The sequence below is a fragment of the Candidatus Nealsonbacteria bacterium DGGOD1a genome, from assembly GCA_022530585.1.
Lineage (GTDB): Bacteria > Patescibacteriota > Minisyncoccia > Minisyncoccales > UBA5738 > UBA5738.
In genome coordinates this window covers 289,414-315,923 of sequence record CP092821.1, presented here as the reverse complement: position 1 = coordinate 315,923, position 26,510 = coordinate 289,414, and the positions used below count along the sequence as shown (strand labels likewise).

Here is a 26,510-nt window from a genome sequence, read left to right as displayed (position 1 = left end):
CCAAAAACAGCCCAAAAACACCGTGCGATACGGTGCCTTTAGCCTCAAATCCTGATTTTTCAACTGCTGGGCTCCGGCACTGACATATTTTCCGAACTCTACCGGATTTATCCGTTTATCAAATCCAGTATGGAAGACGCCAAGCTACTGGGTTCATTAGCCAGCTCCGGGGGCTCGCGGTAGCCCCCGCCTTGCAACCCAGGACAAGTTCTAGTTTCGCAGCTAAAAGTCGAACTGACTTGAATAAACAATGCAGTCTGTATATAAAAAGAAGTCTTTGATAACATCAGTCGACAGCTCGATTCAAAATTATTCATCATCGTTTGGGAAAATCAAGTTTAGGTTGCGCATTATAATAAAAATGGTTCGCCGATTATGATTTGGCGAACACAAGTTGGTGAGGCAAAATTGACCAACTAAATTAGAGATTCTTTTTCATAGCACAGAAGTTTCCGACAAAGCTCCAGTTAGGCAACCAATCGCAGAAATCGTCTACCTTGAGACCTTCGGGCGGAAATGGCCCAACATTAAGTTGTGGCGCCGGTCCGCCCCGATGACCGAAAGTCGATGTTCGTCCTATCGCATTTTCAAACAATCGTTCACCGGTTATTAGGTAGTAACTGATTAGCGCGGAAACCATTACTATTGCACTTGGCACCTCTTCTTTTTTCCCAAGATGTGCTAATTGCTTTTTCCAAGTTTGATTAAGAGATTTCGGCGCCAAGGTTTTGCAAATCAGCTGCCATTCAGGAAACCCGGTTTCTTCCTCGAACATATAATGCTCATGCCAAAGAGTCCTTTCATGGAATGTCTGCCTCGTCAAATCCATAATATTTTTTATGGATAGCGGGAAGATTGGAACCAAGATATGAGTATTCTTGCATTTTTCGAGAATGTCTTCGGAGAATGGCACTTGACCAAGGGCAAGTAGTTGATTGTTGTCTGGATTCAATCCAAGGCACTCAACCACTTCTTTGACCTCGAGCATATTTCTACCCATTATTTCCTTGGCTCGTTTCTGGCTGGGAGAAAGCGTTAAGCTCTCGATATGCCAATACCATATCAGGCATCTTCTCAGCTGGACATCGGCGTTTGCTCGTCGCAAGTCATCAACCGTTAAGCCCAATTTCTCCATGCGTTCATACCATGTCGCCAATCTTCCAGTCACTTGGCTTGGATACAGCATGAACCAATTCCTGAAGGTTTTTGAGCGCTTCCACTCGGGTGATGGCTCAGAAGACTCGCGATGCCAAATGCCAATCAAACCCTTTCGCAGCTTGACGTCTTCTATTCCTCTTTGCAGGTCATTTAATGACAGACCTGATTTTTCCATGCCTTTATGCCAAGAAGCCAACAGTCTGGCTATCTGGCCCGCAGTTAGTTCTTTCGTCGGGTTACCAATGGAATTTACCACTGCATACCACCTCTTTCGTTTTTGTCGCCTCGATCACGCAAACGATTTATCGGTTCACAAGGCGAACGTTTTAGGAATTCTTACTTATCGCAGAACATCCAAAACGCTCGCCTCGTTGTTTTGTAATGTGCAGGCGGCTCGTTGCAACGAAAACAGTACAATATTTATATGATGTTGTCAAATTAAATGACAGCCCAAAAACACCGTGCGATACGGTGCCTTTAGCTGCAAATTCTGATTTTTCAACTACTGGGCTCCGGCGGTAGGATTCGAACCTACAACCTTTTCGTTAACAGCGAACCGCGCTACCGTTGCGCCACGCCGGAATATTTTTTCCAACGAATAAATAATAACTCAAGAGAAGAAAAATATCAAGGTTTGCGATGAGCGTATTTGCGATGGGCGCGGCAAAAACGGCTATTTTTTCATCACGCTGTCCACAATCGCGATTTCTTCTTCTTGAGTTAGCATTCCGGTGTTAAACGAAATGTGGTAATAGCAGGAATCTCGGTAATCATAACCATACAAACGGCGACCGGCAGCGATTTCATCCACTTCGCGCTGCTGCAGAATTTGTTTTACTTCCTCAATCGATTTGTTTTTGTATTTTTCCAAGCCGAACGCCCGCGACGAACGGGTTTCCAAATCCGCCGACAAAAACACCAAAAGCACCGGCAAATTGCGCAAATAAATCGCGTAACGGCTGTCGCCCACCACATCACCCTTGATAATAACTTGCGCGAAATCAATGTTCACTTGCTCCAAGTCGCGGGTGGCGCTGGTGCGCCAAAATTCTTCAAACGCCACTTCCTTATTGGGAAATTTTTGCGCCCACTTTGCGCGCCACAAATCGCCCACGGAATACAGCGGCCAATTATAACTCTGGCTAAGCTTCTTTACCAGTGTGGTTTTGCCCGCGCCCGGCAATCCGGAAAAGACAATGCTTTTATATTTCATCAATTTAAATTATTTTTGGCATCACGCTGTCCACGATCGCGGCTTCATTTTCCACCGACAGCGACTTTGTATTTATCACCAGATCATAATAGCAAGAATCGCGGTAATCGTAATTATACAACCGGCGACCCAAAGCAATCTCATCCACTTCGCGTTGGCGAAGAATCTGTTTAATCTCATCAAGCGTTTTTTCTTTGTATTTTTCCATTCCTAAAACCCGCGCCGCGCGGGTTTCCAAATCGGCCGTTAAAAAAACCAGCAACGCCGGCAAGTTGCGCAGATGAATCGCGAACCGGCCGTCGGCCACCACATTTTCCTTGGCCACAATCGCGCGAAAATCCGTATCTGTCTGCAAATTTTCCTGAGTTGAAGTTGTGCGCCAGAATTCTTCGAAGGCGATATCTTTATCGGGATACTTATTTTCCCAGCGAGCCCGCCACAAATCGCCCACGGAATATACCGGCCAGCCGTAAATGCCGCTCAGCTTTTTTGCCAGCGTCGTTTTCCCCGCGCCGGCCAACCCAGAAATCACAATACTTTTGTAGATCATAATTGAATTCAAGCAATATATGAAAAGCGCAAAGTTGGCTCGCGTTTTTCAAATTAAAATCAATAGTCGCGGAGTTTTTTCAAAGAGGCGTGGTTGCGGATTTTTTCCAGGGCTTTGGCTTCGATCTGGCGGATGCGCTCGCGCGTTACGCCGAATTCCTGGCCGACTTCTTCCAAGGTGTGGGTAACGCCGTCTTCCAGGCCGAAACGCAACGCCAATATCTTTTGTTCGCGCGGCGTCAAATCAACCAAGACTTCGTGCAGGCGGTTCTTCAGTAAGCTCCTTGCCGCGTCCAGCGAGGGCGATGTCACTTTATCGTCGGCGATAAACTCGGCCAAAATGCTGTCTTCGCCTTCTTCGCCCACCGGCGTTTCCAACGACACCGAATCTTGAGAAATTTTTTGGATATAACGCACTTTGGAAACCTCCAAACCGAGTTCGGAAGCGATTTCCTCCGGCAACGGCTCGCGGCCCAAAAACTGCAGCAGTTTTCTTTTCGCTTGAGTATACTTGGAAATGGTTTCAATCATATGCACCGGAATACGCACGGTGCGCGCCTGATCGGCAAGGGCCCGGGTAATCGCCTGGCGAATCCACCATGTGGCATAGGTTGAAAATTTATAGCCTTTGCGCCAATCGAATTTTTCCACGGCGCGAAACAATCCCAAATTGCCTTCCTGGATCAAATCCAGCAAAGTCAGATGCGCGCTCCGGCCGATATATTTGCGCGCGATCGACACCACCAATTTCAAGTTCGATTGCGTCAATCGCTTTTTGGCTTCCATATCGCCCGCTTCGATTTTTTTGGCGAGATCTTTTTCGTCATGCGCGGTCAACGCCGGAATCTGGCCGATCTCTTTCAGATACATCTGCACCGGATCGATTTTCGACTCCAAACGCCGCTTGGCCGCCGCCGGACCGACTTCCAAAAATTCGCGCGCCTCTTTGACTTCGATTCCGCGCGAATCAAGCATCTGGTACAGCTCGTCCAAACCGTCGATATCTTTTTCGACATCCGGAAAAAATGACATAATTTCCGAATATGTCACAAAATTCCTTTCCCGGCCTTTTTCCAGAAAAATCTCCAATTTGCGCGGATCGAAAACCTTGGCCGACATTCCCTCCTTTTTCACCGAAGAACGCTTTTTAACCGCCGGTTTTTTAACCTTGGGTTTTACGGTCTTCTTGATTTTTTTGGCAACCGCCGGTTTTTTAATTTTTGCCGATTTTTTAACGGATTTTTTTTGAGTAGCCATATGTGTCATTTTTCCGATTTTGGCGGAATTTGAGCGGACGACTTTGCCAACAAATTAAATTGATCGCGCAAACGCGCCGCGGTTTGGGCGTCGCCCTTTTTTTCAGCCTCAAGCAACTCGCGCGAAAGATTTGCCAAAGAATTTTTAAATAAAATACCTTTTATCCGTCCGGAGTGAAACTCCGCTTCGCCGACTGCGGCTTTCTCATCGATCGTTTCGCTTTCCGCTTCCATAAAAATCGCTTCGTAAAGGTCCTTGGCGCCGTTGCCAAGCCCTTCGCCGTTGAAATTTTCCACGGTTTTTATCTTTTCGATAATTTCCTTGGCCGAAGCGGAAAATGAATCAAGCGCCGGTTTTTCAATAAGTCCCGCGATTTTGGGATATTTGATGGAAAGTGCCAATAGGCGTTCTTCCAAACGCTTTTCCCTCGGCAATGCCGGCGCGGACACCGCATTATTAACCCCTTCGGATATATATTCGTTTAGCTTAACCTTTTTTAGCTCTTGGCGCAAGTAATCTTCGTAATGAATATCGCGCACCTCCAACCGATCGGCAATCTTTTGCAACCAATATGCCTGTTCCACCGCGTTGGGAATCATTTTAATCACCGGCAAAACAAAACCAACGATTTTCTTTCTGCCTTGGGGAGTGTTCTTGTCGTCGGCCGCAAACGCCCGGTCAAAATAAAAATCCATAATCGTCCGGGTGTTCGCCACGGCCTTGCGCCACTCTTCGGGGCTTTGGGCGATAACATCGGCCGGATCTTTACCCTCGAAAGGCGGCCGCGCCACGCTCACATTAAAACCTTGAGCCAATGCCAAATCAATGCCGCGGCGATTCGCGGTATCGCCGGCAATATCCATATCGTACCCCAACACGATATTGTCAGTAAACCGCTTAATCATTTTTAATTGCATGGCCGTAAGCGCGGTACCCGAACTTGCCGCCACATTTTCCACGCCTGCCTGCGCCGACATAATCACATCGGTGTAGCCTTCCACCAAAACGCAGGCATTTGATTTTCTGATCGCGAGCTTGGCACGGTCAAGACCGTAAAGAATCCGGCTTTTATCATAAAGCAAAGTGTTGGTCGTGTTCAAATACTTGGCCTCTTTCACTCCAACCGCCTTGGCTAAAGCTTCGGCGGCTGAACCCTTGCTATCATCCTTGGATTTATTTTCGAATATCCGCCCTCCAAATCCCACCACTTGCGAATTAAAATCAAAGATCGGAAACATTATCCGGCCGCGAAAACGATCATAAACCCGGCCGCCATTCCCGGATCCGGCCAACCCCGCCGCGATGATCTCGGCATCGGTATACCCTTCCGAAGCCAGAAAATCATGCAGTCCCTGCCATGCGTCCGGAGAATAACCGATGCGCCACATGGAAATACTTTTCTCGGACAAGCCCCGGCCCAGAAGATATTCCTTTGCTTTCTTGCCGATCGCGCTGGCCTCCAATTGTTTTTCAAAAAATCTTGACGCAAGTTCGCAAACATCGTACAACCGCTGCCGTTCGGTTTTCATTTCCACCGCTTCACGCGTTTGTCTCTTCAATTCAACGCCCGCTTTGGCCGCCAGAATCCGCAACGCATCGCCGAATTCCACGCCCTCGATTTCTTGGATAAAAGTAAAAATATCCCCGCTCTTCTGGCATCCGAAACACCGCCAAGTCTGCCGCGCCGGCGAAACGAAAAACGATCCGCTCTTTTCGGAGTGGAACGGGCACAACGCGGAAAAATTGGCGCCCGTTTTGCGCAGTTTCAAATATTGCCCGACAATATCAACGATATCCAGCCGGCTTTTTATTTCCTCAATCGGCGAATCCATGTTCCAAAAAATTGATTAAGCTAAAAACCCATCCTCACGGTATGGATATATTATCACCAAACCACGCCAAAAACAATTTAAAAGACCGAGTTCGCAGGTGTCTTGCTCCTGCGAACTTTTTAATGCCGCAGGAGCAAGACACCTGCGAATTTTTACATTTATATTTGCGAGATCCGCGACGAGTATATCCGCGCATCAACAAATTCTTTAATGTTCTGAAAACTCCCAAAAATGTTCTGAATAAAGTCTCTTTCGGTTACGGAGGGAAAATTTTTCTTTTCCAAATAATCCAAATAACTCGACCAGCGGTATTCTTCCAAAAACTCGATCACCTTGGAAGGATTTCTTATGCCCGCCTCCTTCCATCCGGGTTCAATGATCGAAATGGGATTCGTGTGGATATAAGTTAAAACGGTTTTCAGATATTCATCGCCGTCAATATGGCTTTCCCTGAATTTGCTCTGGAACAAATGCCCCTTTCTTTGGTATTTTTTATTGAAAAAATTCGCATATCCAGAGCCGAATTTCTGCATAAAAAAACTGACTCCGTTGAATTTCAACTGCCGCAATAATAAATGAATATGATTCGGCATAAAAACAAACGCCAAAATCTCCACCAACTTATCCCTTTGGTCTTGCTGTGTCGCAACCGTAAGCTCCGCAGGAGCAAGACGCCTGCGAACTTTTTCTTTAAACTGTTCTCTTTTCTCCCGCTGCCGCCTAATCGTTACCGGAATTAAGTTATTGAATTCATACAAAGAAAAAATACCGCGCCAGCGATCATCATCGCAAACAAAAATCTCCCGACCTTCAACGCCGCGCAAAGTGATATGATAAATCTCCCGTTTATAAACTCATCTTTTCTTTGTGCCATACTTTATTCTTTTTATACCCCGTCAGCTTGCTGCGGGGAACAAAAAGAATGAGGATTCCAAAGGAAACATCCTTTGGCTGATGGCGGGGTATTAACCCGCCATCAATATATTTTTTATTTTACCGCAACCAGTCCCGCAGGAGCAAGACACCTGCGAAAGTTTGTATATTTCGCAGGTGTCTTGCTCCTGCGGGATGCATTTTGGAAAAAACTGATAATCGGATAGAATTAAAGTATGAAAATCGCAATTATTTCGGATACCCATGACAATTTGGCGACTTTGGACAAATTTCTGGATTATGCCAAGCAATATCCGGCCGCGGCGACGATCCACTGCGGAGATATCGCTTCGGGCGAAACTTTGGAACGGCTGGTAAAAAATTTTAGCGGCAAAGTGTTCACGGCTTTCGGAAATATGGATTATCGGCCAAGCGTTGAAATTACCGCAAAAAATTATCCGCAAAAAATCACGCTTTTCGAAGATTTCGGCCAAATGGAATTTGACGGTTTGAAGATCGGCTTTTGCCATTACCGGGAAATCGCTTTATTGCGTTGCCAAAAACAAAAATTCGATTTTATTTTTTACGGACACACCCACAAGCCGTGGATTGAAAGCGTCAACGGATGCCAACTGGCCAATCCGGGCACTCTGGCCGGAATGTTCTACCAGGCAACTTTCGCGATATTGGAAACTCAAACAAAAAAATTGGATCTGAAAATTGTCAGCCGCCTATAACAAAAATCTCCCGCCCGAAGACAGGAGATTTTCCGAAAAACATTATTTAATAACCGAACTTGAACCGATTTCGGGCCGTTTTTTGGTAAAAACATAAATATAGATTATTTCCAAAATACCCACGGTATTCACGAGCATCAGCGCCGTAAACCAATATAATTGGTTATTGCGCGCGGCTTTCCAAAGCGCCGCGCCTTTCCAAGCCAGCGACCAAGCCACGATAACGATAAAAAGCCAAAAATTAATTTCCGGCACCGGACTGCCAGTGGTAAAAAACCAGTTTACTGAACGGGGAAACGATTCTATTTCCATTTTTTTATCAAACCCGCCTTTAAACAGCGGATTGATTATTATTTGCTTGCTCGCCCTTTTTCCTCCCCGCGAAACGCTTAATCAATTTTATCTCCCGATTGGGAACAATATGGATTGAACCGCCGCTACCCTGCAAAATGGTGCGGCGCAACGAAACTTCCATAACTTTTCCGGTAACTCCGCCAATTTTAACTTTGTCGCCGATGCTATACTCGCCCTCAATGATTATGAAAAATCCGGCGATAAAATCAGTCAGCATATCTTTGGCCGCCATTCCCACCGCCAACCCGGCCAGCCCGAGCCCGGCCAGTATCGGCCCCAAATTAACCCCGAATTCCGGCAATACAGTAATAATCGCAATCGCCCAAATCGTCGTTGATAATGTGTTATTGAGTGCTTTAACCACGGTTTCAATCCTTTTTCTCTGATATTCGCCGATTATATTCTTATACTTAGGACGGGGGATATTGTCAATAACGGGCATCAATCTTTTTCTCGACAAAACCGTGCGGAACAAACCGTTGACCGCGCCGGCAATCAAGATCACCAAAAGCACCCGGCCGCCGTGCTGTTCAATCCAATGCAAAAATAAACCGTAGGTCTCGTTCAACAAAATTGATATATCGATTAACATAACAACTTTTGCGTAAGTTCCGCATATTTATCATAACACATTCGCCCCCAATTTCAGCAATAGCCGTTTTTCAATTCTTTGCGGCGAACGGCATAATCCGGAATCGCGCGCGCCACCAAATCCCAAAATCGGGTCGAGTGGTTAAGTTCGCGCAGGTGGCACATTTCATGCACCACGATATAATCGGCCAGATGTTCGGGCAAAAAAACGATGCGGTAATTGAAATTCAAATTGCCCTTGCATGAACAACTTCCCCAACGCGTACTCTGGTCGCGTATGGCAACGCGGTTGAAGTTGACCCGGTAGGTTTTGTTGAACCGCCCGATCTTTTCCAGGGCCAACGCCCGGGCTTTGGGCGATAATCGTTTAAAATCCGCGCGAGTGCCGGCCGCGAGAATCGGCTGCTTATTTTTTAGAAGATCAATCTTGGCAATCACCCATTCCGATTTTTGCGTTAAAAAATCATCGACCTTCCGGTCGCTGACAAAATTCGGTTTTATCGCCGCCACGATTCCGCCGGGCTTGATTGAAATCCTCAAACTCCGCGTCCGCGTGCTGGTCTTCAAATAATAAATCACCTTGCGGCCCCGCAAATTAATTTCCCTTTTTTCCTCTTTGCCCATGGTTTTTGAAAATTGGATATTGGAAATTGGCTATCGGTTGTCTCCCGATCCATGCAACACGCCGCGCTCCTTGCGCGATTTTAACTTTTCCAAATTTTCCCGCGCGATCATATCCAAATCCAAACCGAATTCCGCGGCCAGATTGGCTATGTACCATAGAACATCGCCCAGCTCTTTGGAAATTTCTTTCGATTCTTCGGCGGTCGCTTCTTTGCGGCCGTCGCGCACGATCCGTTTTATTTTCTCGGCCACCTCGCCGGCTTCGCCGCACAATCCCAAAGCCGGATAAGCGAAATTATTCCCCGCCCCGCTGTACATCGCGGTAGTCCGCGCGATTTTTTGATATTCGTTGAATTCCATATTGTTGTGCTATATCAAAAATCTTAATACCGATACGAATAAAAAGCAAAGTCAGCCAACTTTAATTCTTGGCCTGAACCCGGCCGAAAGAACCGAGCGTTTGAAATCGGAAATTTTCATCAGAAAGTTTAATGAATCGATTTGCGAAATTTTTTCGATCTCGCGGCCGCCATCGGGAACCAGCCACAAACAAATCCTTTCGACATCCAGAGTCTGACCGTCCAAAACCAGCTGGCCGCGGCGCGCTTGCAGATATTTGATCGCGGCGATCGCCTGGTCAACCGCGTAATTCGGAGCTTCAATATTGCCGAATTCGATGAAATATAATGTACCGTCTTTATAAAGATCGATTTTATTCACCCGATATTTTTCATCGATTGCCGCGATTGCTTTGCGGCAATCGATGAAACCGGCGGCGATTTGCGCTTCGATAAATTCATCCAAATTTTTCCCTTCCGCCGCCGCCTTGTTTTTTTCAACCGCGATCGAATCCGCTTCGCGCCGCAAAAAATTATCGAACGATTGGTTATAGCGATACCACTTGCCGTCAATCAGACAAACCCGGCCTTCTTCATCATGAAAATCGATCAAGGCTTTTAGATTCTTCGACCGTTCGCGGCCTTCGGGATCATAAACTCTGACTTTGATTTCATTGATTTGCTCCAACAAATTTATATTCTGCGAATTAAAAAAATTTTGCAACGCCTTTTTGTCGAATTCGCCTTTGTCGGAAAGCTCGCCATAAGCGCCCTGCAAATAAAAAGAATACTGGCAGTTTTCATTGGCAATCAAAACTATTCTGCCGTGATCCTCGCTGGCCAAAGTTCGCACCAACTCGGCGTCCAAGTCTTTTGACTTAACGGCATCGCGGATCGCAATCACCTTGGGTAAATCCATCCGCGCGGGTCGAGCCAAAGCCGCCTCAATCCTTTTGATAAATGCCGGCAATTGATCCGGCGAGATATCAATGGAAAACTGCACCGAAGCGCCGAAATTGGCCTCGCCGCCCCACAATGCCGGATCAATCGTGGACGCGCGGATCATATCCAGCGACTCGCCGCTGTCAAACTCAATACGGTTGCCCGCCTGATAGTTGGAGGTCACGCGGTTGCGCCGCGATTTGAAAAATTTGGAATTCTTTATTTTCACGCGGTCGGCGGCGATGCGCTGGGCCATATTTATGCCAAAATCCAAATCGCAATAATTTTTGATTTGGAAATAGGTCTTCCCCAATGCCGCGGCATAACAAAACTCGTCGCTGTAAACAAAAAACGCCGCGCTGTAAACAATATTTTTCGGCAATTCCGCGCCGTCAAGAAAATCCCGGTATGTCTTGGTCCACCAGATATCCGATCCGTCCGGCGCGCGCGAAATCAAAAATTCCAACACGCACCCGTCAACCTCAACCTTCTTGGCCATCTCCAACCCATCCTTGCGCAATTTCTCAACCAACTCAAACCGTTTCTCCGGCATTACCCGATACAAATTATATTTCGCCATAATTATATTTCCGTCTTTAAAAAATAAATTGAGTTCTTGCGTCGGGGCATTAACCCCGCCGCAACCAGAGGATGTTTCCTCGAAAATTACTTCCGATTACTAAGGACTCCTCATTCTTTTTCTTCCCCGCAGCAAGCTGACGGGGTATAAAAAAATAAAATCGGGCCGTTGCCCGATATTATTTTAAGTAATTTTTCCCGTTATTGCAAAATATAACAAAAGTATATATTTGAATATATACTTGGTATATACTAATTTCGGAAGCAAAATAACCGACAAAAAATCAGCGATATTTTGCCAAGAGGTCGGTTTGTTCAAGGATATGGCCTTTCATGGCGGCGTTGAGTTGTTCGGCGGTATCGCCCTCGTTGAGATAAATCTTTGTGTCCAAAGCGTAGAGCGTGAAAATGTAACGATGGGTACCGCTTGGCGGGCACGGGCCTATGTAACGGATTCCGCCGTCGGTGGTTTTGCCAAGCACCGCGCCGGCAGGCACGGAATCAAGCTCGATACGATTTGTTTTTGGATCGATATTCCACATTATCCAGTGGATAAAAATCCCCTCCACCGCGTCCGGATCGCGCAAAATCAGCGCCAACGATTCGGCTTGGCGCGGAACTCCGGCGATCTCCAACGGCGGATTGACATCGCTTCCGTCGCAAGTGCTCCTTTCCGGAAAACCGTCGTTATGCGTAAACAGCGGACTGGTTAATTCCATCATAGTATTTTTGAAATTATTATTTTCTACAAAAGCAATCGGGCCAAACGCAATTCATCGTAATCGGCATCATCGCCCAGCAATTCTTTGGCCGGCTTCAAAAGAAACTTGCCATCGGCGTCTTTGCATTTTCGCAACGCGGCCTTGAGCTGAATCAATTTGCCCGCGGGCACATCTTTGGCCAGCGGCGAAAAGTCAAGGTTCGGATCTTTTTCTTTTATCTTCTCGCAATGATCGACGATCGTCGCTTTCTTGAGCCGCCGCGCCTCGGCGATCTGCTCCAAAGAATATCCTTTCTCAAATAATCCTTGGGTAACGATAACCGTGTCCGGTTTTTTGTTTCTCGGCGCGGCGGGAACCGGCTTCCGGAACTTGAAAGGCGAAATTGCCAATTCCTTGGCCGCGACCGCGGATTTTTCTTTTAATTTTTCGTCAAACTCCAAAACTTCTTCATTGACCCGCAACGCAATCTCGTTGAACCCGGCCAGCGACAGTCCGGCCGACGAACGCACGCGCGACAGCGCCACATAACCCATCCCCGGCTCAAATGACTGTCTCAAATCAACCAAGGCCGCGTCCAAGCTCATCCCTTGGCTTTTGTGCACCGTGATCGCCCACGCCAGCCGCAGCGGATACTGGTTGATCTCGGCTTTAATATCGCCCTCCTCGGCAATGTGCCAGCTGGCAAGCCCCACATCCATCAAATCGCCCGCGGCGGTACGCACCATAATCCGGCTTTCATCCAATTTTTCCACCACCCCCAAAGTGCCGTTGACATAACCCTCTTCAAAATTGTTTTTCACAAACATCACCCGCGCGCCGATTTTCAAGCGCAGGACTTCCGGCGCCAAACAGCTTTTTTGCAACCGCTCCGAAAGCGCGGCCGGACCGATCTGTTCCATTTTGTAATAAAATTCCTTGCCGGAAATTTTGGCCAACTCCAGATTGTTTTCAATTTCCACATCAACATTATGCGTGTAAAGCTTGGTCGGCTCGACGCTCATTTGAATCTTGGCGCCCACGCGCGTTTGCAGATATTGCCGAATGGCATCATCCGCGGAATTGCTCCTAATGGCGTTGAGTGCGGCCAAAAAACCTTTATCGCTCTGCCGGTGCTGTTCGTCCAAATAACAAATCTTCAAATCGAGTTCGCGCCACGCGCGCGAACCATAGGCGAACAGCGGCGCCGGCTCGCCGTCGCCATCGTTAAAATCCATGCTTGCCTGCGATCTGCCTCTTTTGGGACGAACCTCTTGCCCATTCATCCGCCGCCGGATTGGCGGCAGTTGAAAAAAATCACCGCACAAAACCACCTGCGCGCCGCCAAACGGCGCGTCAATCTGTTTGAACGCGCGAAACAATAAATCGGCCATTTCCAACTGGCAACCGGCCAGCATCGATATTTCATCGATGATCAAAACGCCGGTACTTAAAAACCGGCGGCGCAAATATCCCCGCTTGACCAGTTCTTTTATATCGCGCGAAGCCAGTTCATCGCGCACGCCCATTCCGGTCCATGAATGAATGGTAATACCGTTCAAATGGGTGGCCGCGATCCCCGTGGACGCGGTAATCGCCGCGTTGATGCCGCAACTTTTCAGCCAATCGATGTAACGGTTCAACACAAAAGTCTTGCCGCTCCCCGCCGGGCCGGTAATGAACGCGTTTTTGCCTGATTTTAAAATTTCCAACGCCTGTTCTTGTGTCATGTCGTATTTATCATAGTGAGAGCGTGGAAAAACTATTTTCAGAACGAAATTTTCATATTTCGAGCGAGAAAAATGAGGAAGGAGAAGGCATACTTGGCTTAAAGTCTGCCGCCGACTGACGGATTTTTCGCAGCCGAAAGATGGAAATTGCAGTTGAAATATAGTTTTTCTACACTCTCATAATATACTTGCCGCCGAAGTTGAGCAAGCAATCCAACCGGCGGCGGCCATCCGTTACCGCAAATTCGTTGAAGATTGACCTCAAAAAGCAGAATTCCGAGGTAAACCTCCACAAATTTGCTTCTCGGTGTTATACTGGTTTTAATAACAAATAATTTAGATATGAATATAAATACGATTCTCGCGCACAAAAAAATCATCTTTATCGGAATTGCGGTTTTGGCCGTGGTTATCATCGCCGCGGCAATCCTATCAAACCTGCCCAAAAATACGACTCAAAACCCCGCGGAAAACCAACCGGTCGCCGGCGAATTAAACCCGTTGAACGCGAGATATTTCGTCGAATATCAACTCGTCTCTCTGGAAAACGGCAAGTCCGAGAACACATCTGCCGACGGGTCCAAGATTACCACCCAAATCGCGGGAACCCCGGTTACGGGCGATCTCAACTCCGATGGCCAGCCCGATTGGGCGGTAATTTTAACCCAAAAAACCGCCAATGATGTGGGAGTTTATTATTACGCCGCAATCGCCCTGGTTGACGAAGAAAAAAGGTTGATTGTGGGCTCAAACGCCGTGGCCATCGGCGACCGTATTGATCTGCGGAATATCGCAATCGTCAACCAAGCCGTGAAAGTCGATTATCTCGACTGGAAAATCGACGGCGACGCGGTGGAAAGCCTGCCCACGGTTCCAACTTCAAAAAGTTTCATTCTTGATGGCGTGATGTTCAAAGAATTGACCGACAAACGCGCCAACGCGCAAGTGGAAGCGGCCTGCACCGACAACGGCGGCACATGGATAGTCACCTCAAACCAATGCAAAGGCCTGTCCCGGGATTGGTGCGACAAATCCGGCGGCAAGTTTGAAGACAACCTCTGCAAATTCTAGTTTTGTTTTCCTGAAAAACGCCCCAAGATTATTAAAGGGCGTTTTTTAAATACAAAATTATTTTATTTTCATAAAATCCTCAACGGTGATTCCAATATCATTTAAAATACTTGCAAATGTTTTTCTCTTAAATAACCTATTCCAATGATTTGGAATCGTGGTTTGTCTGCCGCTGCCATCGCAACACCAAATCTAATGGCTTCCTTTTGTCTTCCGCGCACAATAAAATCCCAATCTTTTCGCGACTCTCACAATCTGTTTGTAATTTACCGCCGGAAGTTTAGGGATTAGACCTGTATCAAAAATGGATTTATTTCTAGCTTTTGATTTCGTTGCGGCCGGCGTAGAACCAGATGAGCGTCGCCCAAACAACAAACGGAAAAAAGATCAAGGCGAGCGCGCCGTAAATAAAATAGCGGCGGCGAAATTTCAGAAATAATCCGGCGGCGCAAAGCGCGGCGATTATCAGCGGCGCGACATACCACGCAATCCAAAAAGATAAAAGCCAAAATATCAAACCGCATAAAAACCCGGCGAGAAAGTCGCTCACCTTTAATTTTCTGCGATCCTTGTAAATATCAGGCTCAAATCTTTTTGCCGGCATCCCGTACATAGTCTTACTTTAAATAATTCTGTTTTTGATTTACCGTGATTTTAGTTATCATAACTCACTCAAAAATGAAAAGATCGAGCAAGGGCCGGGTATTAAAAACACTGCCGCAAAAAATAAAAGCATACCGATAATAATAAACTTTTTTTTCATCGCGCGAGGCAAAGACCAAACCAAAACAGCGACAATCAGCATATCAACAAGGAATATCGGGAAAACATAGTTAAAATAAAAAACATAACTTGATAATGTCAAAAGCAGATACCCGGCGGCAAACCATACTAAAGCGCCAAAAATAATACCTATGATCAAATAAACGGGCTTTCGCAACCCGCTGATTTTTTGATTATTCACCGGTTTTTGATCTTCCATTATTTTTTAGTTAAAATTAAATTCAAGATTTTTTCTTTAACGAATATTAAATAAAGCATAACAATAATACTTATAATTTGGAATACCGTCAAACCGGCGATCATCGCCGGTTCGGCTTTAATGAATTCAAGAAAAAAACGGAAAGCGAAATAGGCCAGCATCAGTTCGGTAAAAAGCCGGCCGGGTTTTAAATTATTTTTTTTTGTTTTATACCGCAGATAAAAAAACATCGCCAGCATAAACGCAGATTCAAAAAGTTGCGTCGGGTAACGCAAAATACCATCGCCGAAATTAACTCCCCAACCCATATTGGTCGGTTTGCCGAAACAACAGCCCGCCAAGAAACAGCCAATCCGGCCGATGGCCGCGCCCAGCGCAATCGCGGGCGCGAACGCGTTACCCATCCGCCGAGTAATTTTCATTTTGCGCTTGGTAATTAAAACCGCGATCGTCCCGCCGATCAAACCGCCCACAATCGTGCGGCCGTAAAGAAACGCGCGCGGATCATAAAAATGCGCCGCCACAAATTGGTAATTGATAATCCACTCCAGAAGTTTGGCGCCAACCGCGCCGCCCAGCAGTCCGGCAACCGCCAAATAAAAACCATGGTCATCGCCTTGTCGATATTTATTCGCTTCGCGCCAATAAACAAACGCGCCGACAATTATCGCCAAACCGACAAAAAAACCATAAGCCGGGACATCAAACCCGTTTATCGAAAACAACACCGGCCGGATTCCCCAATTCTCCGGGTGGAAATGTTCATCTAACATGTTTTGCCGGCTTTTTTAATCCCCTTGGCAAACGAACAGCATTTATCGCTCCCCGCACATTCGTAAAGTTTCGACGCCGGGCAAAAACCGACCGCGGAAATAGTTTTCATAATCGCGAAAGAAAAAGTTAAAAACCAGCCGACATGCGAATTAATAAATAAAATAAAAACCAGGCAAATAACGCTTAACCCCGTTGCCAAGATATGCGCGAACTTCATCGCGCTTTCGTTCAATATCTCTTTTGGCGATTTCCAAATTTTATCAATCGTATAACCGTATAAAACTATCATGGGCGCGCGTCTGATTTTCAAAACCGCCGACAAAAACATAATTGCGCCAACTAAAACAAGAATCCAAGGATCACGCAAAATAAACGCCAGCCAAACAAGAATTGCGATCGAATAACGGCAAAAAATAAACGCGCCCTTTGGAACCGCAACCGGACGATAAGAAATTTTCATGGTTTTATAATTACAAAATCAAATTACAAAATACAGTTTGCCGAGGTCGCACCTCGACGAGTACGCCGAGGAACGACCTTAAATACAAAAACTCAAATTCAAAATTTGGGAAAAAACATACCGACTTTCTTTTTGTAATTTGAATATTCCGCGAATTCCTGCAACAACATTTTTTCTTCCTGTCTGGCGCGATAATACATTGCCGGAATGAATATCAAAGTGTTTGCCAAAAACGCCAGCCAGTTGGAGTAAATCAGGCTTGAGCCATAGAACATCCAGACAAGTGATGCATACAACGGATGCCGCACCCAAGCATAAACCCCGGCATTAACCAGCGAATGGCCAAGATAAATTTTGATATTATCCGACCAATTGTTTCCCAATTTGAACCGGCCCGCGATATTCACCGCCGCGCCAATAACCATCAAGACCAACCCGACCGCGATCATCGCGATTCTCACCGCGTCGCTCCCGACTTGCAACACTCCCCAGCCATTCCGTTCAATCGTATAGAACAAAAAGAAAAACATAAACATCGTGAATGTCGCCACCAGGCTTTTCTTCTCTTTTTTTTGGTCATTTCTCTCTTGAAAAAACAAAAAATCCGCAGCCACCGCCGCGATCACCGCGAAAATGCACAATCCGACAATACCATTGATAATAATTTCAATTAGCATACCTGTGTATCATATTATACGCCGAAAACGGAATCTTTTTCAGGTCCGGGGTGATGATGTGGACGCATTCTTTTTGCATCGATTTGGCATCGAAGTTGTATTTGTCGACAAACGATGTGGCGCTGATTCGGAAGGTGTTGTTGTTAATGAATTCCGCTTTCTGATCCTGGCTCATCAAAAGATAATTTGGCGGTAAGACTGTTTTCTTTAAATCCTTGAACAAACCCATTATCTGGCAGCAATTTCCTTTTTTATCCAAAGTTTCCGCGATCTCTTTCACCACTTTGTCGGGCGCGAATTGGAATGTGTTGCGGATTGCCGGCAAAAATTGTTTGATGTCGATATCCCGGATCAACGGAATAAGCTCTCCTTTCTGTTTAAACAGATAACTAATCGCCACACGCTCCACATCGCACGGTAAAGGAATAAAATCCGCTAATTTCACCATCCCTTTGGTTTGGATTTCCAGCGTTTTCAAAATTCCAGTCATCGTGATCCGGTTTTTTATGTCCTCGCCTTCGGGCAGACGGCCAAAAAATGCCACCGGTTGGTAGTTGATGCCCCGGATCCATTCTTCGCCGATCGCGTAATTAAAAACCTCGCCAATTTGGTCATCGTTCACGCCGCGCACAACCGTGGCCACCAAAGTTATCGGCACATGGTGTTTTGAAAGATTGGCCACCGCCCTTTTTCGATCTTCAATCACATTCCGGCCGCGAATTGCCATTGCCGATTTTTCGGATAACCCGTCAAACTGCAAATAAATTTCAAACCCGCCTTTGAACCGGCCCAATTCTTCCGCAAATTTTTCATCTTTGGCTAAACGCAACCCATTCGTGTTTAACAAAATATATTTTATCTTTTTTGTCCGCGCCAATTTAATGATATTAATGATTTGCGGATGCATTGTCGGCTCGCCGCCCGATATTTGCAGAATTTCCGCTTGGCCGTGTTCGGAATCAACAAAAAAATCCAGCATTCCATTGATCTTCTCCAACGGCAAAAAATCGCCGGTCCCGCTGTTGGCGTAACAAGTCGGACAACCCAAATCGCAGGCATTGGTAATTTCAATCAAGCCATTGCAAGTATGCTGGTCATGGTTCGGACACAAACCGCAATCGAAAGGACAGCCGTTTTTAACCTTGGTCTGGATTTTTGAAATCGTTCCCGGCTTGTCATAATCACCGTGGTTTAAATAGAAGCCGGCATCTTCTTCCAACAACTCGCAAAACTGCCCGTGCTCGGGGCAGTTTTTTAGAATATAAATCTTGCCGTTTTTCTCGGCAATCTTGGCATCAATCTTTTTCAAACATTCATTGCAAAGCGAACCGGTATAGCTGACAAACCTATAATCCCTCTGTAAATTATCCATATTTGATTATTTGGAAACGGTGGAAAATATCGATGATAATTGGCCGAAAATTCCGGTGATTTGTTGCCAGATGGCCGCAATCGGCGCGGTTGCGTTGTCCCAAACGGTTTGGACAACGCCTTTTTCTTTAACGCTGGCAATTTGCGCGGCCGCGGCATCAAGCGTTGACGAAACGCCGTCCAATTGCCGCTGAATCTCGGCTTGCGCCTGCATATCCATCGCCACCGCCGATAGCCCGACCACGAAAACAAAGAATAAAATTGATTTAATGTTTTTCATATTTTTTTATTCTATTCCCGACTAACGCAAAAACAAAATCAAAAATAAAAAGATACATTGATGTCGGGGTATTTATTTTACTTTATTTCTGACATTTTGAACAGTAAAAAGTACTGCGGCCGCCTTGTTTGGCGCGCTTGATTTCGCCACCGCATTTTTTCGGGCATTTTTGGCCGTCGCGCTGGTAAACCAAAAAATGTTCCTGATAACCGCCGGTCCGGCCGTTCAGCTGCCGGTACCATTCATCTTTACCCGACGAACCCTTGCAGTCAATGGCTTTTTGCAGAATTTTCGGAATGGCCCGGTAAAGCTTTTTTATTTCTTCGGATTCAAGCGAATTGGCGGGCCGAAACGGATCAATCCCGGCGGCAAACAGCGATTCATTGGCATAGATATTACCGATGCCGCCGATCTTTTCCTGATCCATCAACAATATCTTGATCGGTTTGCGGGTTTTGGAAATGATGCTTGAAAAATTTTCCAAATTGAAGTTATCCTTAAATGGTTCGATCGCGCCGGTTTTTTCTTCCTTGAAATTTTTCATCACCTTCATCCACGCGAATTTGCGCGGATCGTTGAAAAGCAAACTCGATCCGTCGTCAAAATGCAAAATCGCGCGCGTAAACCGCGTGTCGAATTTTTCCTTTCCCGTGTCCAGAAGAAATTGGCCGTTTAACTTGAAATGCGCCAAAATCGCGCTGCCGTTTTCAAGAAATATGCGTAAAACCTTGGCAACGCGGCCAATGCCGGCAATTTTTTGGCCGGTAATGGACTTTTGATCGCCGATGAAAATTTTGGGCTCCAAAATTTCCACCCGGCCGATTGTTTTGCCAACCACCGCGTCATTTAACTGCCGCCTGATTGTTTCAACTTCCGGTAGTTCGGGCATGCTAAAAGCGTAAAACTAAAAATGAAAAATGTAAAGCAAAAAAATATTCAATCAAAGAAAAAAATTCCCTCAATTGATTTTCCAAAAACATGCGCGATATCGTGCGCCAGTTTCAGCGACGGCACATATTTGCCCTGCTCCAAAAAAACAATGGTTTCGCGCCGGACATTGACGATATTGGCCAAATCCTCTTGAGTCAGATTTTTCCGCTGGCGGTATTCTTTTATTTTTGTTGTGAATTTCATTCGCGATTTTGAAAATATTTGAACAACAAGCTTTGCGCGATCAGCAACGCGCACGCCGAATAGGCCAAAATTTGCGCCGCCAGTTCAAATTGCGGATTGCCGGCGCGGACCGCCATCAAAACCATTGATCCGATTGCCGCGAAAACCGCGTAAAGGTTCAATGACCAGCGCGCCGCGTTGCCCGCGATATTGTAATCGCGTTCATCGGCCAATACGCCGCTAACCTTCTTTTTCATCGCATACAGCGCGAATGCCGCGGTTATGCCGATGATTATCGGCAAAATATAGTTTCCCTGCGTCACCGAAATCGAACAAACCATCGCGATCACCATCGCAAAAACAATCCTAACCGTATAAAATGTTTTTTGGTTCATATTGTATCATCCTCCGCTATTGTTTTTAACGGAAATATGTTATTTATATATAACTTAATGTTAGACCATTATAACATAGATGTCAAGCGCCGCGCGCCACTCTAGGGTCTGTCGCCGAATTGGCTTCAGAACGAAATTTTCGGTTTTCGAGCGAAAAGAATGAAGAATGAGGAGGCATATTTAAGCTAAATCCGGCGACGAATGATGAATTCTTTGCCGCCGAAAAATGGAAATTGCAGTTGAAGCTAATTCGGCGACAAACCCTCTAGTCCCAAGAAGCGCGGCCATCGCCGGTAATTGGAATAATGCCGCCCAAATAACGCGGCCGGGCATTGGTTATAATATCCCAAAAAGCTTTAACGCGCGCCGCGTTTTCCCGCAAAACATTATAATAACCAAGATCATACAATCTTAAATCCGCGCTGATACCATGAGCCTCAATTCCCAGTTGGCGTGCCAAATACAACGCCCGCGGCAAATGAAAATTCTGCGTGGAAACAATCATCGATCGAACTTGGAATATCTCTCTGGCGCGGTAAACGCTGGAATAAGTGTCAAAACCGGCATAGTCAACGAATATATCTTCGCCGGGGACGCCGTTTTTTAAAAAGAATCTTTTGGCGATGTTCACCTCGTCATAATCGCCGCGGCTGTGATCTCCGCTCACTAAAATCTTTTTAACTTTCCCGGATTTATAAACCTCCAGCGCCACGCTCGCCCGATCGTTAAAAATCGCGCTCATTTGGCCGTTCCTGTATACCGCCGCGCCCAGCACCAAAACCGCGTCAACCGAAGGCAAATCTTCGACTCTATTATGGATTATCCCTCTTTCGGAGAATACGACGATCGCGTCAAAAACAATCGCCGCCGCGATCAGCGCGCCCGCCATTATCAATAACACTTTTACCAGTTTTACAATTCGTTGTCTCATTTTCGCCTGATTATAACCGGTTAATCCAACTTAGCAAAAAAACCCGCCTTTGCAAACAAAACCGCAAAACCGCAAAGGCCTTGACATATTTTTTAAAAAAGGCAAAATATAATATAGCGGTAGTGGTATTGTTAAATCACTATTCAAGGTTTTGCCCCCGTGTGTAAATGCGGGGAGATTGTTTTTTATAATCGTCGCGGGAAAACAATGATCGCAAAATTATTCCAATCGCTGTTTTTTGCTAAAAACTGCACCAAGTGCCAGGGAATTTTGCTTGTTATCACCGGCCCCAGCGGCGTGGGAAAAGATACCGCCAAAGAACTCTTTTTAAAAAGAAATCCGGGATTCCACAAAATCGTCACCGATACCAGCCGCTTGCCCCGCGAAGGAGAAATAAACGGCGTTCATCATAATTTTTATACCAAAGAAGAATTTAAGCAACGAATCAAGGAGGGCAAATATCTCGAATATGTCGAAGTAAGGCCCGGAGAATACAAAGGAGGAAGCAAAGAAGCGGTTGCGGCGATATTAAGCGGAAAAAATGTGATTTGGCAGGTTGACGAATACGCGATGGCGCATATTAAAAGCATCATCAGGGAAAATATGCCGGAAATGGCTGAATGCATTTTGGGAAAAACCATTACTGTTTATATCGCGCCCGAAGACTGGGACCAGTTGCGGGAACAATATTTCCGCCGCGATCCGAACGCTTCCGAAGAAAAATTTTTGATGAAACTCGCCCGCGACCGCGAAATGTGGTGGCAATACCATGATCGTTATGATCATGTTGTCATCAATAAAAGAGGAAAAATCAACGAAACTGTCGCCGCCATCGAAAAACTTGCCGCCAAGAAAGCCGAGTCGCTTGCCGGCGCTCAAGTCACCGCGCCCGCAATCGCCGTCAATTAATATCCGCAGAAATTCCCATCAACTGCGTTTTTTATTACAGCCATTCATAAATCGAACGATGTCTACGATAAAAATTTCCAAATTCCTTTCCGAAGCGGGCGTCGCTTCCCGCCGCAAATCCGAAACCCTGGTAACGCAGGGATTGATTTTTGTTAACGGCAAAAAAATGGCCAATGTCGCCCGCCGGATTGATCCGGCAAAAGATAAAATCGCGTTTAACGGCAAGCTGGTTCAAATCCAAAACTTGGCGTATTATTTGCTCGACAAACCCGTCGGCTACACTTCGACCACCGAAGACGCTCACGCCCGGAAATTAATCACCGAACTAGTACCCGAATTTCCCAAAGTCTGGCCGGTGGGAAGGCTTGATAAATATACCTCGGGATTGATCTTGCTGACAAACGACGGCCAAATGACTCTAAAACTCACCCACCCCCGTTACCGCGTGGAAAAAGAATATGAAATCACCGCCGGCAAACCTCTGAACGAAGCTGAAATAAAATTCATCCAGCGCGGCATAAAGCTCGAAGATGGCTTCATTAAACCCGACCGTTTTGAAAAAATCGGCGATAATTCATATCGCATCGTAATCCATTCGGGGAAAAAACATGTGGTGCGGCGCCTGATCGAAAAAACCGGCAACTCCGTGGCCCGACTGAAAAGGACAAGAATCGGCTTCCTCACCCTCGATGGCCTGCAAACCGGCAAATGGCGGCCGTTAACGCAACGGGAAATCGAAAAGCTAACCGAATAATTTTTCGTATTCCTTCAAAGTGCGATCGGCCATCGCGCGGGAAGACCAATTTTGGGCAACGCCGATCGTTTCTGATTTCTTTTGAAGATAAAAATCGGTATCTTCCAACATCCTCAAAATCGCTTGCAAAAATTCCTCTTCGTCGGGTTCGGCGGTTATGCCTCCCCGCTGGCAATCTAAAATATCCTTAATTCCCATTCGCCCCACCGCAACCACCGGAGTGCCCGCGGCCATTGCCTCCAAAACCGTAAGTCCCTGGGTTTCGGTTACCGAGGCGAACAAAAACAAATCCGCGGCGCTATAGCAATCGCGCAAAGAATTGCCCCTGATATAACCCAAAAAATGGGTCTTTTTTTCTACGCCCAGCCGAAACGCCAAGTCTTTCAGTTTGGCCGATGCCGGCCCCGAACCGACAATAATAAAACGGATATTGTCGCGCCCGGAAGACAGTTTTTTAAAAACCCGCAGCAAGAAATCAATATTTTTTTCGTCAGCCAGTCTTCCCACATACAATAAAAACTTTTCGTTGGCCGAAAAACCCATTTTCTTGCGGAATTTGTCTCCGTTTTTACCGTCAAACCGGGAAAGCGCCACTCCGGTGGGAATAGTCGCGACCGGAACTTTAATACGATACGATAAAACCTCCTCGACCATCTGGGCCGATGGAACAATTACCAAATCGCAAGAGTTGCAATACCGTTTACTAAGCCACTTGGTTCCGTAAGTTCTCAAATCCCGCGGCAAATACCGGAAATAATACTCCGCGTAGGCCCGGTAAAAAGTATGATAAGTGTGCACGACCTTGGCGCCGCTTTTGCGGGCCCATCTCACCGCCAACTGACCCAAAAAAAATGGCGTTTGCGTATGCACGATATCGTAATTCTGGGCTATAAAAGCTTTTGCCTGTTTGCGAAACGCGTAGGCAAGCCGGTCTTCGGGATCAAGCGCCAAATAAAATGACGGATAACGAATCACTTTGAACGGTTCTTTGTCTTCTGCCGCATCCGGAAATGACGGCGCGTGGACATGAACTTCGTGACCCAGCCGGGCAAATTCCCGCGCAAATGTCCGCGTCGAAACCGAAACGCCGTTGATACGCGGAAAATAAGTGTCGGTAACGATGGCAATTTTCATCGGTAACAGTCTTTCCGAAGAAAATCATCGATTTCCCCGATGATTTCGGAAGCGTTATTCAAAACCAGAATATGATTGGCGCCGGGTAGAATCTTCAAGCGCGCTTTTTTTATTTTTTTGGCCAGCAAAACTGAATTTTTAACCGGAAAAATGGAATCCCGGTCGCCGTGGACAATCAAAACCGGCACATTAATATCCGCCGCAATTTTTTCAATATTGAACTCATTGATCTGTTTAAAATAATAACAATAAGCGCGAAAAGTGGTATTCCCGATATCAGCCAATATCCTTTTAAAACTCCAGTCGCCGGTCGGCAGATTCGAATAATCAAGATGAATTCCGTAATTCTTGCAAAACGGACCGAATAAAACCGGAGGAATGCCGGACAATAAAAATTCGCCGATCTTTATCCATAAGGGTTCGCCAACGCGATTGTCCGGAGCCAAGAAAATCAATCCATAAATTGCGGCCGGCCGTTTTACAAAAAGATCCAGAGCGATCAAACTTCCGTAAGAATGGCTGATTAAAACCGCCTTTGCGATTTTCAGTTTGTCGAACAAACCGGATAAATCCGCGGATATTTTTTCAATCGCGTAGTCTGTGCATTTTATGAATTTTTTTGATTTGCCGTGGCCGCGCCAGTCCAAGAAAACCAAGTTGTAATTTCCTCCCAGTTCTTTTTCGTACCCCGCCCACGCCGAAGAACTCCCGGTGAATCCGTGCACAAAAACCAGCGCCGGCCGGCCGGCGACAATCTCATTGTGGCGGTAATAAACCCCGTTGTCCAAATAATTCTCGATCATTGCCATATACGCATCTTTCACCAACTCTTTGTTTTTCTTTTTTTAATTTCAATCATTTTCGGGCGGATTCGATGAAATTTGTTTTTATCCGCGGTTTCGCTTCTTTAAAATCCGCCATATCATTCAAATTACTCCCTTTTATCCTAAAAATCAACGATTCGCGATTATTCTTCCGGTCCTCGACGATAATGGTTTTGCCGTATTTTCCGACAATTACTTTTCCCGCCGGACCGTTTTTGCCGCCACAAACGGAATTATACGCGGCAAACCATCCTGCCGGTTGAAATTCAGGGGGAAAACGATTAGAATCAATACGGAATAAGAAAACCGAACTTTATGGATGTTTTTACGACAATAATCAACAACCAGCCGCTCGTCGCGGGATTTTTGGCATGGTTTATCGCCCAATTATGCAAATTGATTTTGGCGTTAAAACACGGCGTCAGCCGCGAGGCGTTTAAAAGGTTTTGGGCCAGCGGCGGTTTCCCAAGCTCGCATTCCTCGGCGGTTACCGCGCTGGCGGCCGCCTGCGGAATAAAATTCGGCTTCGACTCGACTTATTTCGCCATCGCGGCGGTATTCGCGCTGGTCATTATCTACGATGCGTTCACTTTGCGCCAGGAAGCCGGCAAGCACGCCGAAGTTTTGAACCGGATGATCGAAGATTTTTACCGCTATAAAAAACTCGAAACCAAACACCTGAAAGAATTGCTGGGCCACACGCGTTTTGAAGTCTTTTTCGGAATCCTGCTGGGAATCGCGGTAGCAATGTTAATTGTCCGGTAGTTTCGTTTAATTTTAACTAAAACCGCCCCTTGCATCGCGCTCGGGACGGTTTTTTAATCCGGACTTCCTAATTTTGCCCGGGCGATCCGTTTGAAACCGGCTCGTTCCCGTCCGCCGGATTGGCGCCCGACGGAACTCCGCCATTGCCAGGGTTGGCGTCGGCAGGACGCAACGAAATACTTTGAGCGTTGATACTGCCGTCGGAATTCGCGCTCCCGGTAACCATAATGGATAAACCAACAGCCAAATCGTCAACCGTGCCTTGAGCTTGTTTATTGATCTGCGTCGCGCCCGAATAAAAAATTATTCTGCTGCCGCCGTCGCGCATCTTCAGCGTGATACTGTCATCGTCTTTGGTAATAATATCGCCGGAAGTAAACCCTCCCTGCAAACCGCCGCTCCGGCGCGTGATATTCGACGGCAGAGATTCGAAACCGGCGGCGCCGGGACCGCCGAAATTTTTACCCGGTTTTACGATTTGGCTTTTTTGATACAGCGTTCCGCCAAAAAATCCCGCGGCGGCGAAAACCGTTGCCACAATGATAACGATCGCTATGGACTTGTTCGTATATTTCATGTTTTTATTTTGTATAAT

Annotated in this window: 32 protein-coding genes and 1 tRNA gene; 5 read left to right on the top strand and 28 right to left on the bottom strand. The window is 46.3% G+C overall.

The features are described 5' to 3' along the window. Positions 1-421: 421 nt before the first annotated feature. From L7H18_01590 to L7H18_01560, 7 genes are all read right to left on the bottom strand, one after another. Complete coding sequence (locus L7H18_01590) at positions 422-1,333, bottom strand: hypothetical protein (protein UMX48217.1); 912 nt, start codon at positions 1,331-1,333, stop codon at positions 422-424. A gap of 335 nt (positions 1,334-1,668) precedes the next feature. Next, positions 1,669-1,740: transfer RNA gene (locus tag L7H18_01585), tRNA-Asn, on the bottom strand. 91 nt (positions 1,741-1,831) lie between these two features. Further along, the gene (locus tag L7H18_01580) at positions 1,832-2,371 is read right to left on the bottom strand and encodes a cytidylate kinase family protein (protein UMX48216.1); all 540 of its coding nucleotides are present in this window, start codon (positions 2,369-2,371) and stop codon (positions 1,832-1,834) included. A gap of 4 nt (positions 2,372-2,375) precedes the next feature. Then, positions 2,376-2,921 carry a cytidylate kinase family protein gene (locus tag L7H18_01575; GenBank protein UMX48215.1) on the bottom strand — a complete coding sequence of 182 codons (546 nt, stop codon included), beginning with the start codon at positions 2,919-2,921 and terminating at the stop codon, positions 2,376-2,378. Between the two features lie 59 nt (positions 2,922-2,980). After that, positions 2,981-4,039 carry a sigma-70 family RNA polymerase sigma factor gene (locus L7H18_01570; GenBank protein UMX48462.1) on the bottom strand — a complete coding sequence of 353 codons (1,059 nt, stop codon included), beginning with the start codon at positions 4,037-4,039 and terminating at the stop codon, positions 2,981-2,983. Positions 4,040-4,182: 143 nt separating this feature from the next. Beyond that, positions 4,183-6,009, bottom strand: a complete 1,827-nt coding sequence (gene dnaG / locus L7H18_01565; GenBank protein ID UMX48214.1) for a DNA primase — start codon at positions 6,007-6,009, stop codon at positions 4,183-4,185. A gap of 158 nt (positions 6,010-6,167) precedes the next feature. Then, positions 6,168-6,833, bottom strand: a complete 666-nt coding sequence (locus L7H18_01560) for a transposase (GenBank protein UMX48213.1) — start codon at positions 6,831-6,833, stop codon at positions 6,168-6,170. 285 nt (positions 6,834-7,118) lie between these two features. On the opposite strand from L7H18_01560, the gene L7H18_01555 reads away from it, so the two are divergent. Beyond that, positions 7,119-7,619 (top strand): metallophosphatase family protein, encoded by a 501-nt coding sequence (locus L7H18_01555; protein UMX48212.1) that lies wholly within the window; start codon positions 7,119-7,121, stop codon positions 7,617-7,619. 42 nt (positions 7,620-7,661) lie between these two features. Here the strand turns inward: L7H18_01555 and L7H18_01550 are convergent, their stop codons facing one another. From L7H18_01550 to L7H18_01520, 7 genes are all read right to left on the bottom strand, one after another. Beyond that, positions 7,662-7,931 carry a DUF5652 family protein gene (locus L7H18_01550; protein ID UMX48211.1) on the bottom strand — a complete coding sequence of 90 codons (270 nt, stop codon included), beginning with the start codon at positions 7,929-7,931 and terminating at the stop codon, positions 7,662-7,664. A 19-nt stretch (positions 7,932-7,950) separates the two neighbouring features. Further along, positions 7,951-8,565 carry a mechanosensitive ion channel family protein gene (locus tag L7H18_01545; protein UMX48210.1) on the bottom strand — a complete coding sequence of 205 codons (615 nt, stop codon included), beginning with the start codon at positions 8,563-8,565 and terminating at the stop codon, positions 7,951-7,953. 53 nt (positions 8,566-8,618) lie between these two features. Next, positions 8,619-9,188, bottom strand: a complete 570-nt coding sequence (locus L7H18_01540) for a M48 family metallopeptidase (GenBank protein ID UMX48209.1) — start codon at positions 9,186-9,188, stop codon at positions 8,619-8,621. 30 nt (positions 9,189-9,218) lie between these two features. Next, a complete protein-coding gene (locus L7H18_01535; protein UMX48208.1) occupies positions 9,219-9,548 on the bottom strand; it encodes a nucleoside triphosphate pyrophosphohydrolase family protein in 330 nt (109 codons plus the stop codon). A 51-nt stretch (positions 9,549-9,599) separates the two neighbouring features. Beyond that, entirely contained in the window at positions 9,600-11,048 is a 1,449-nt protein-coding gene (locus tag L7H18_01530) for a TIGR04141 family sporadically distributed protein (GenBank protein ID UMX48207.1), read from the bottom strand. A gap of 283 nt (positions 11,049-11,331) precedes the next feature. Further along, positions 11,332-11,769 carry a YbhB/YbcL family Raf kinase inhibitor-like protein gene (locus tag L7H18_01525; GenBank protein ID UMX48206.1) on the bottom strand — a complete coding sequence of 146 codons (438 nt, stop codon included), beginning with the start codon at positions 11,767-11,769 and terminating at the stop codon, positions 11,332-11,334. Between the two features lie 23 nt (positions 11,770-11,792). Next, positions 11,793-13,475: an AAA family ATPase gene (locus tag L7H18_01520; protein ID UMX48205.1), complete on the bottom strand. Its 1,683-nt coding sequence runs from the start codon at positions 13,473-13,475 to the stop codon at positions 11,793-11,795. A 342-nt stretch (positions 13,476-13,817) separates the two neighbouring features. On the opposite strand from L7H18_01520, the gene L7H18_01515 reads away from it, so the two are divergent. Then, complete coding sequence (locus L7H18_01515) at positions 13,818-14,546, top strand: hypothetical protein (GenBank protein ID UMX48204.1); 729 nt, start codon at positions 13,818-13,820, stop codon at positions 14,544-14,546. 316 nt (positions 14,547-14,862) lie between these two features. Here the strand turns inward: L7H18_01515 and L7H18_01510 are convergent, their stop codons facing one another. The 11 genes from L7H18_01510 to L7H18_01460 all read right to left on the bottom strand — a co-directional run bounded on the left by L7H18_01510 (position 14,863) and on the right by L7H18_01460 (position 21,529). After that, a complete protein-coding gene (locus L7H18_01510) occupies positions 14,863-15,150 on the bottom strand; it encodes a hypothetical protein (protein UMX48203.1) in 288 nt (95 codons plus the stop codon). Positions 15,151-15,207: 57 nt separating this feature from the next. Beyond that, the gene (locus L7H18_01505) at positions 15,208-15,528 is read right to left on the bottom strand and encodes a hypothetical protein (GenBank protein UMX48202.1); all 321 of its coding nucleotides are present in this window, start codon (positions 15,526-15,528) and stop codon (positions 15,208-15,210) included. Continuing rightward, entirely contained in the window at positions 15,528-16,301 is a 774-nt protein-coding gene (locus L7H18_01500; GenBank protein ID UMX48201.1) for a prolipoprotein diacylglyceryl transferase, read from the bottom strand. The genes L7H18_01505 and L7H18_01500 overlap by 1 nt, the downstream gene beginning before the upstream one ends. After that, positions 16,295-16,762, bottom strand: coding sequence for a DUF4395 domain-containing protein (locus L7H18_01495; protein UMX48200.1), 468 nt, complete (start codon positions 16,760-16,762; stop codon positions 16,295-16,297). The genes L7H18_01500 and L7H18_01495 overlap by 7 nt, the downstream gene beginning before the upstream one ends. A 98-nt stretch (positions 16,763-16,860) precedes the next feature. Beyond that, the gene (locus L7H18_01490; protein ID UMX48199.1) at positions 16,861-17,439 is read right to left on the bottom strand and encodes an isoprenylcysteine carboxylmethyltransferase family protein; all 579 of its coding nucleotides are present in this window, start codon (positions 17,437-17,439) and stop codon (positions 16,861-16,863) included. Next, positions 17,429-18,811: a radical SAM protein gene (locus tag L7H18_01485; protein ID UMX48198.1), complete on the bottom strand. Its 1,383-nt coding sequence runs from the start codon at positions 18,809-18,811 to the stop codon at positions 17,429-17,431. The genes L7H18_01490 and L7H18_01485 overlap by 11 nt, the downstream gene beginning before the upstream one ends. Positions 18,812-18,817: 6 nt before the next feature. Next, entirely contained in the window at positions 18,818-19,090 is a 273-nt protein-coding gene (locus tag L7H18_01480; protein UMX48197.1) for a hypothetical protein, read from the bottom strand. Between the two features lie 82 nt (positions 19,091-19,172). Continuing rightward, positions 19,173-19,979, bottom strand: coding sequence for a DNA-formamidopyrimidine glycosylase (gene mutM / locus L7H18_01475; GenBank protein UMX48196.1), 807 nt, complete (start codon positions 19,977-19,979; stop codon positions 19,173-19,175). Between the two features lie 47 nt (positions 19,980-20,026). Then, positions 20,027-20,224, bottom strand: coding sequence for a helix-turn-helix transcriptional regulator (locus tag L7H18_01470; protein UMX48195.1), 198 nt, complete (start codon positions 20,222-20,224; stop codon positions 20,027-20,029). Then, positions 20,221-20,598 (bottom strand): DUF2178 domain-containing protein, encoded by a 378-nt coding sequence (locus L7H18_01465; protein UMX48194.1) that lies wholly within the window; start codon positions 20,596-20,598, stop codon positions 20,221-20,223. The genes L7H18_01470 and L7H18_01465 overlap by 4 nt, the downstream gene beginning before the upstream one ends. A gap of 265 nt (positions 20,599-20,863) precedes the next feature. Next, on the bottom strand, positions 20,864-21,529 hold the full coding sequence (locus L7H18_01460) for a YdcF family protein (GenBank protein UMX48193.1): 666 nt from the start codon (positions 21,527-21,529) through the stop codon (positions 20,864-20,866). A gap of 207 nt (positions 21,530-21,736) precedes the next feature. Here L7H18_01460 and L7H18_01455 point away from each other — a divergent pair, with 207 nt between their 5' ends. Both L7H18_01455 and L7H18_01450 read left to right on the top strand, forming a co-directional pair. Next, entirely contained in the window at positions 21,737-22,438 is a 702-nt protein-coding gene (locus tag L7H18_01455; GenBank protein ID UMX48192.1) for a hypothetical protein, read from the top strand. A 58-nt stretch (positions 22,439-22,496) separates the two neighbouring features. Then, positions 22,497-23,192: an rRNA pseudouridine synthase gene (locus L7H18_01450; GenBank protein UMX48191.1), complete on the top strand. Its 696-nt coding sequence runs from the start codon at positions 22,497-22,499 to the stop codon at positions 23,190-23,192. Here the strand turns inward: L7H18_01450 and L7H18_01445 are convergent. Beyond that, the gene (locus tag L7H18_01445) at positions 23,181-24,326 is read right to left on the bottom strand and encodes a glycosyltransferase (GenBank protein ID UMX48190.1); all 1,146 of its coding nucleotides are present in this window, start codon (positions 24,324-24,326) and stop codon (positions 23,181-23,183) included. The genes L7H18_01450 and L7H18_01445 overlap by 12 nt on opposite strands. Beyond that, a complete protein-coding gene (locus L7H18_01440; protein ID UMX48189.1) occupies positions 24,323-25,135 on the bottom strand; it encodes an alpha/beta hydrolase in 813 nt (270 codons plus the stop codon). The genes L7H18_01445 and L7H18_01440 overlap by 4 nt, the downstream gene beginning before the upstream one ends. A 330-nt stretch (positions 25,136-25,465) precedes the next feature. Between L7H18_01440 and L7H18_01435 the strand changes: the two genes are divergently transcribed. After that, positions 25,466-25,915, top strand: coding sequence for a divergent PAP2 family protein (locus L7H18_01435; protein UMX48188.1), 450 nt, complete (start codon positions 25,466-25,468; stop codon positions 25,913-25,915). A 67-nt stretch (positions 25,916-25,982) separates the two neighbouring features. On the opposite strand, the gene L7H18_01430 is transcribed toward L7H18_01435, so the two are convergent. Then, positions 25,983-26,492: a hypothetical protein gene (locus tag L7H18_01430; GenBank protein UMX48187.1), complete on the bottom strand. Its 510-nt coding sequence runs from the start codon at positions 26,490-26,492 to the stop codon at positions 25,983-25,985. Positions 26,493-26,510 lie beyond the last annotated feature (18 nt).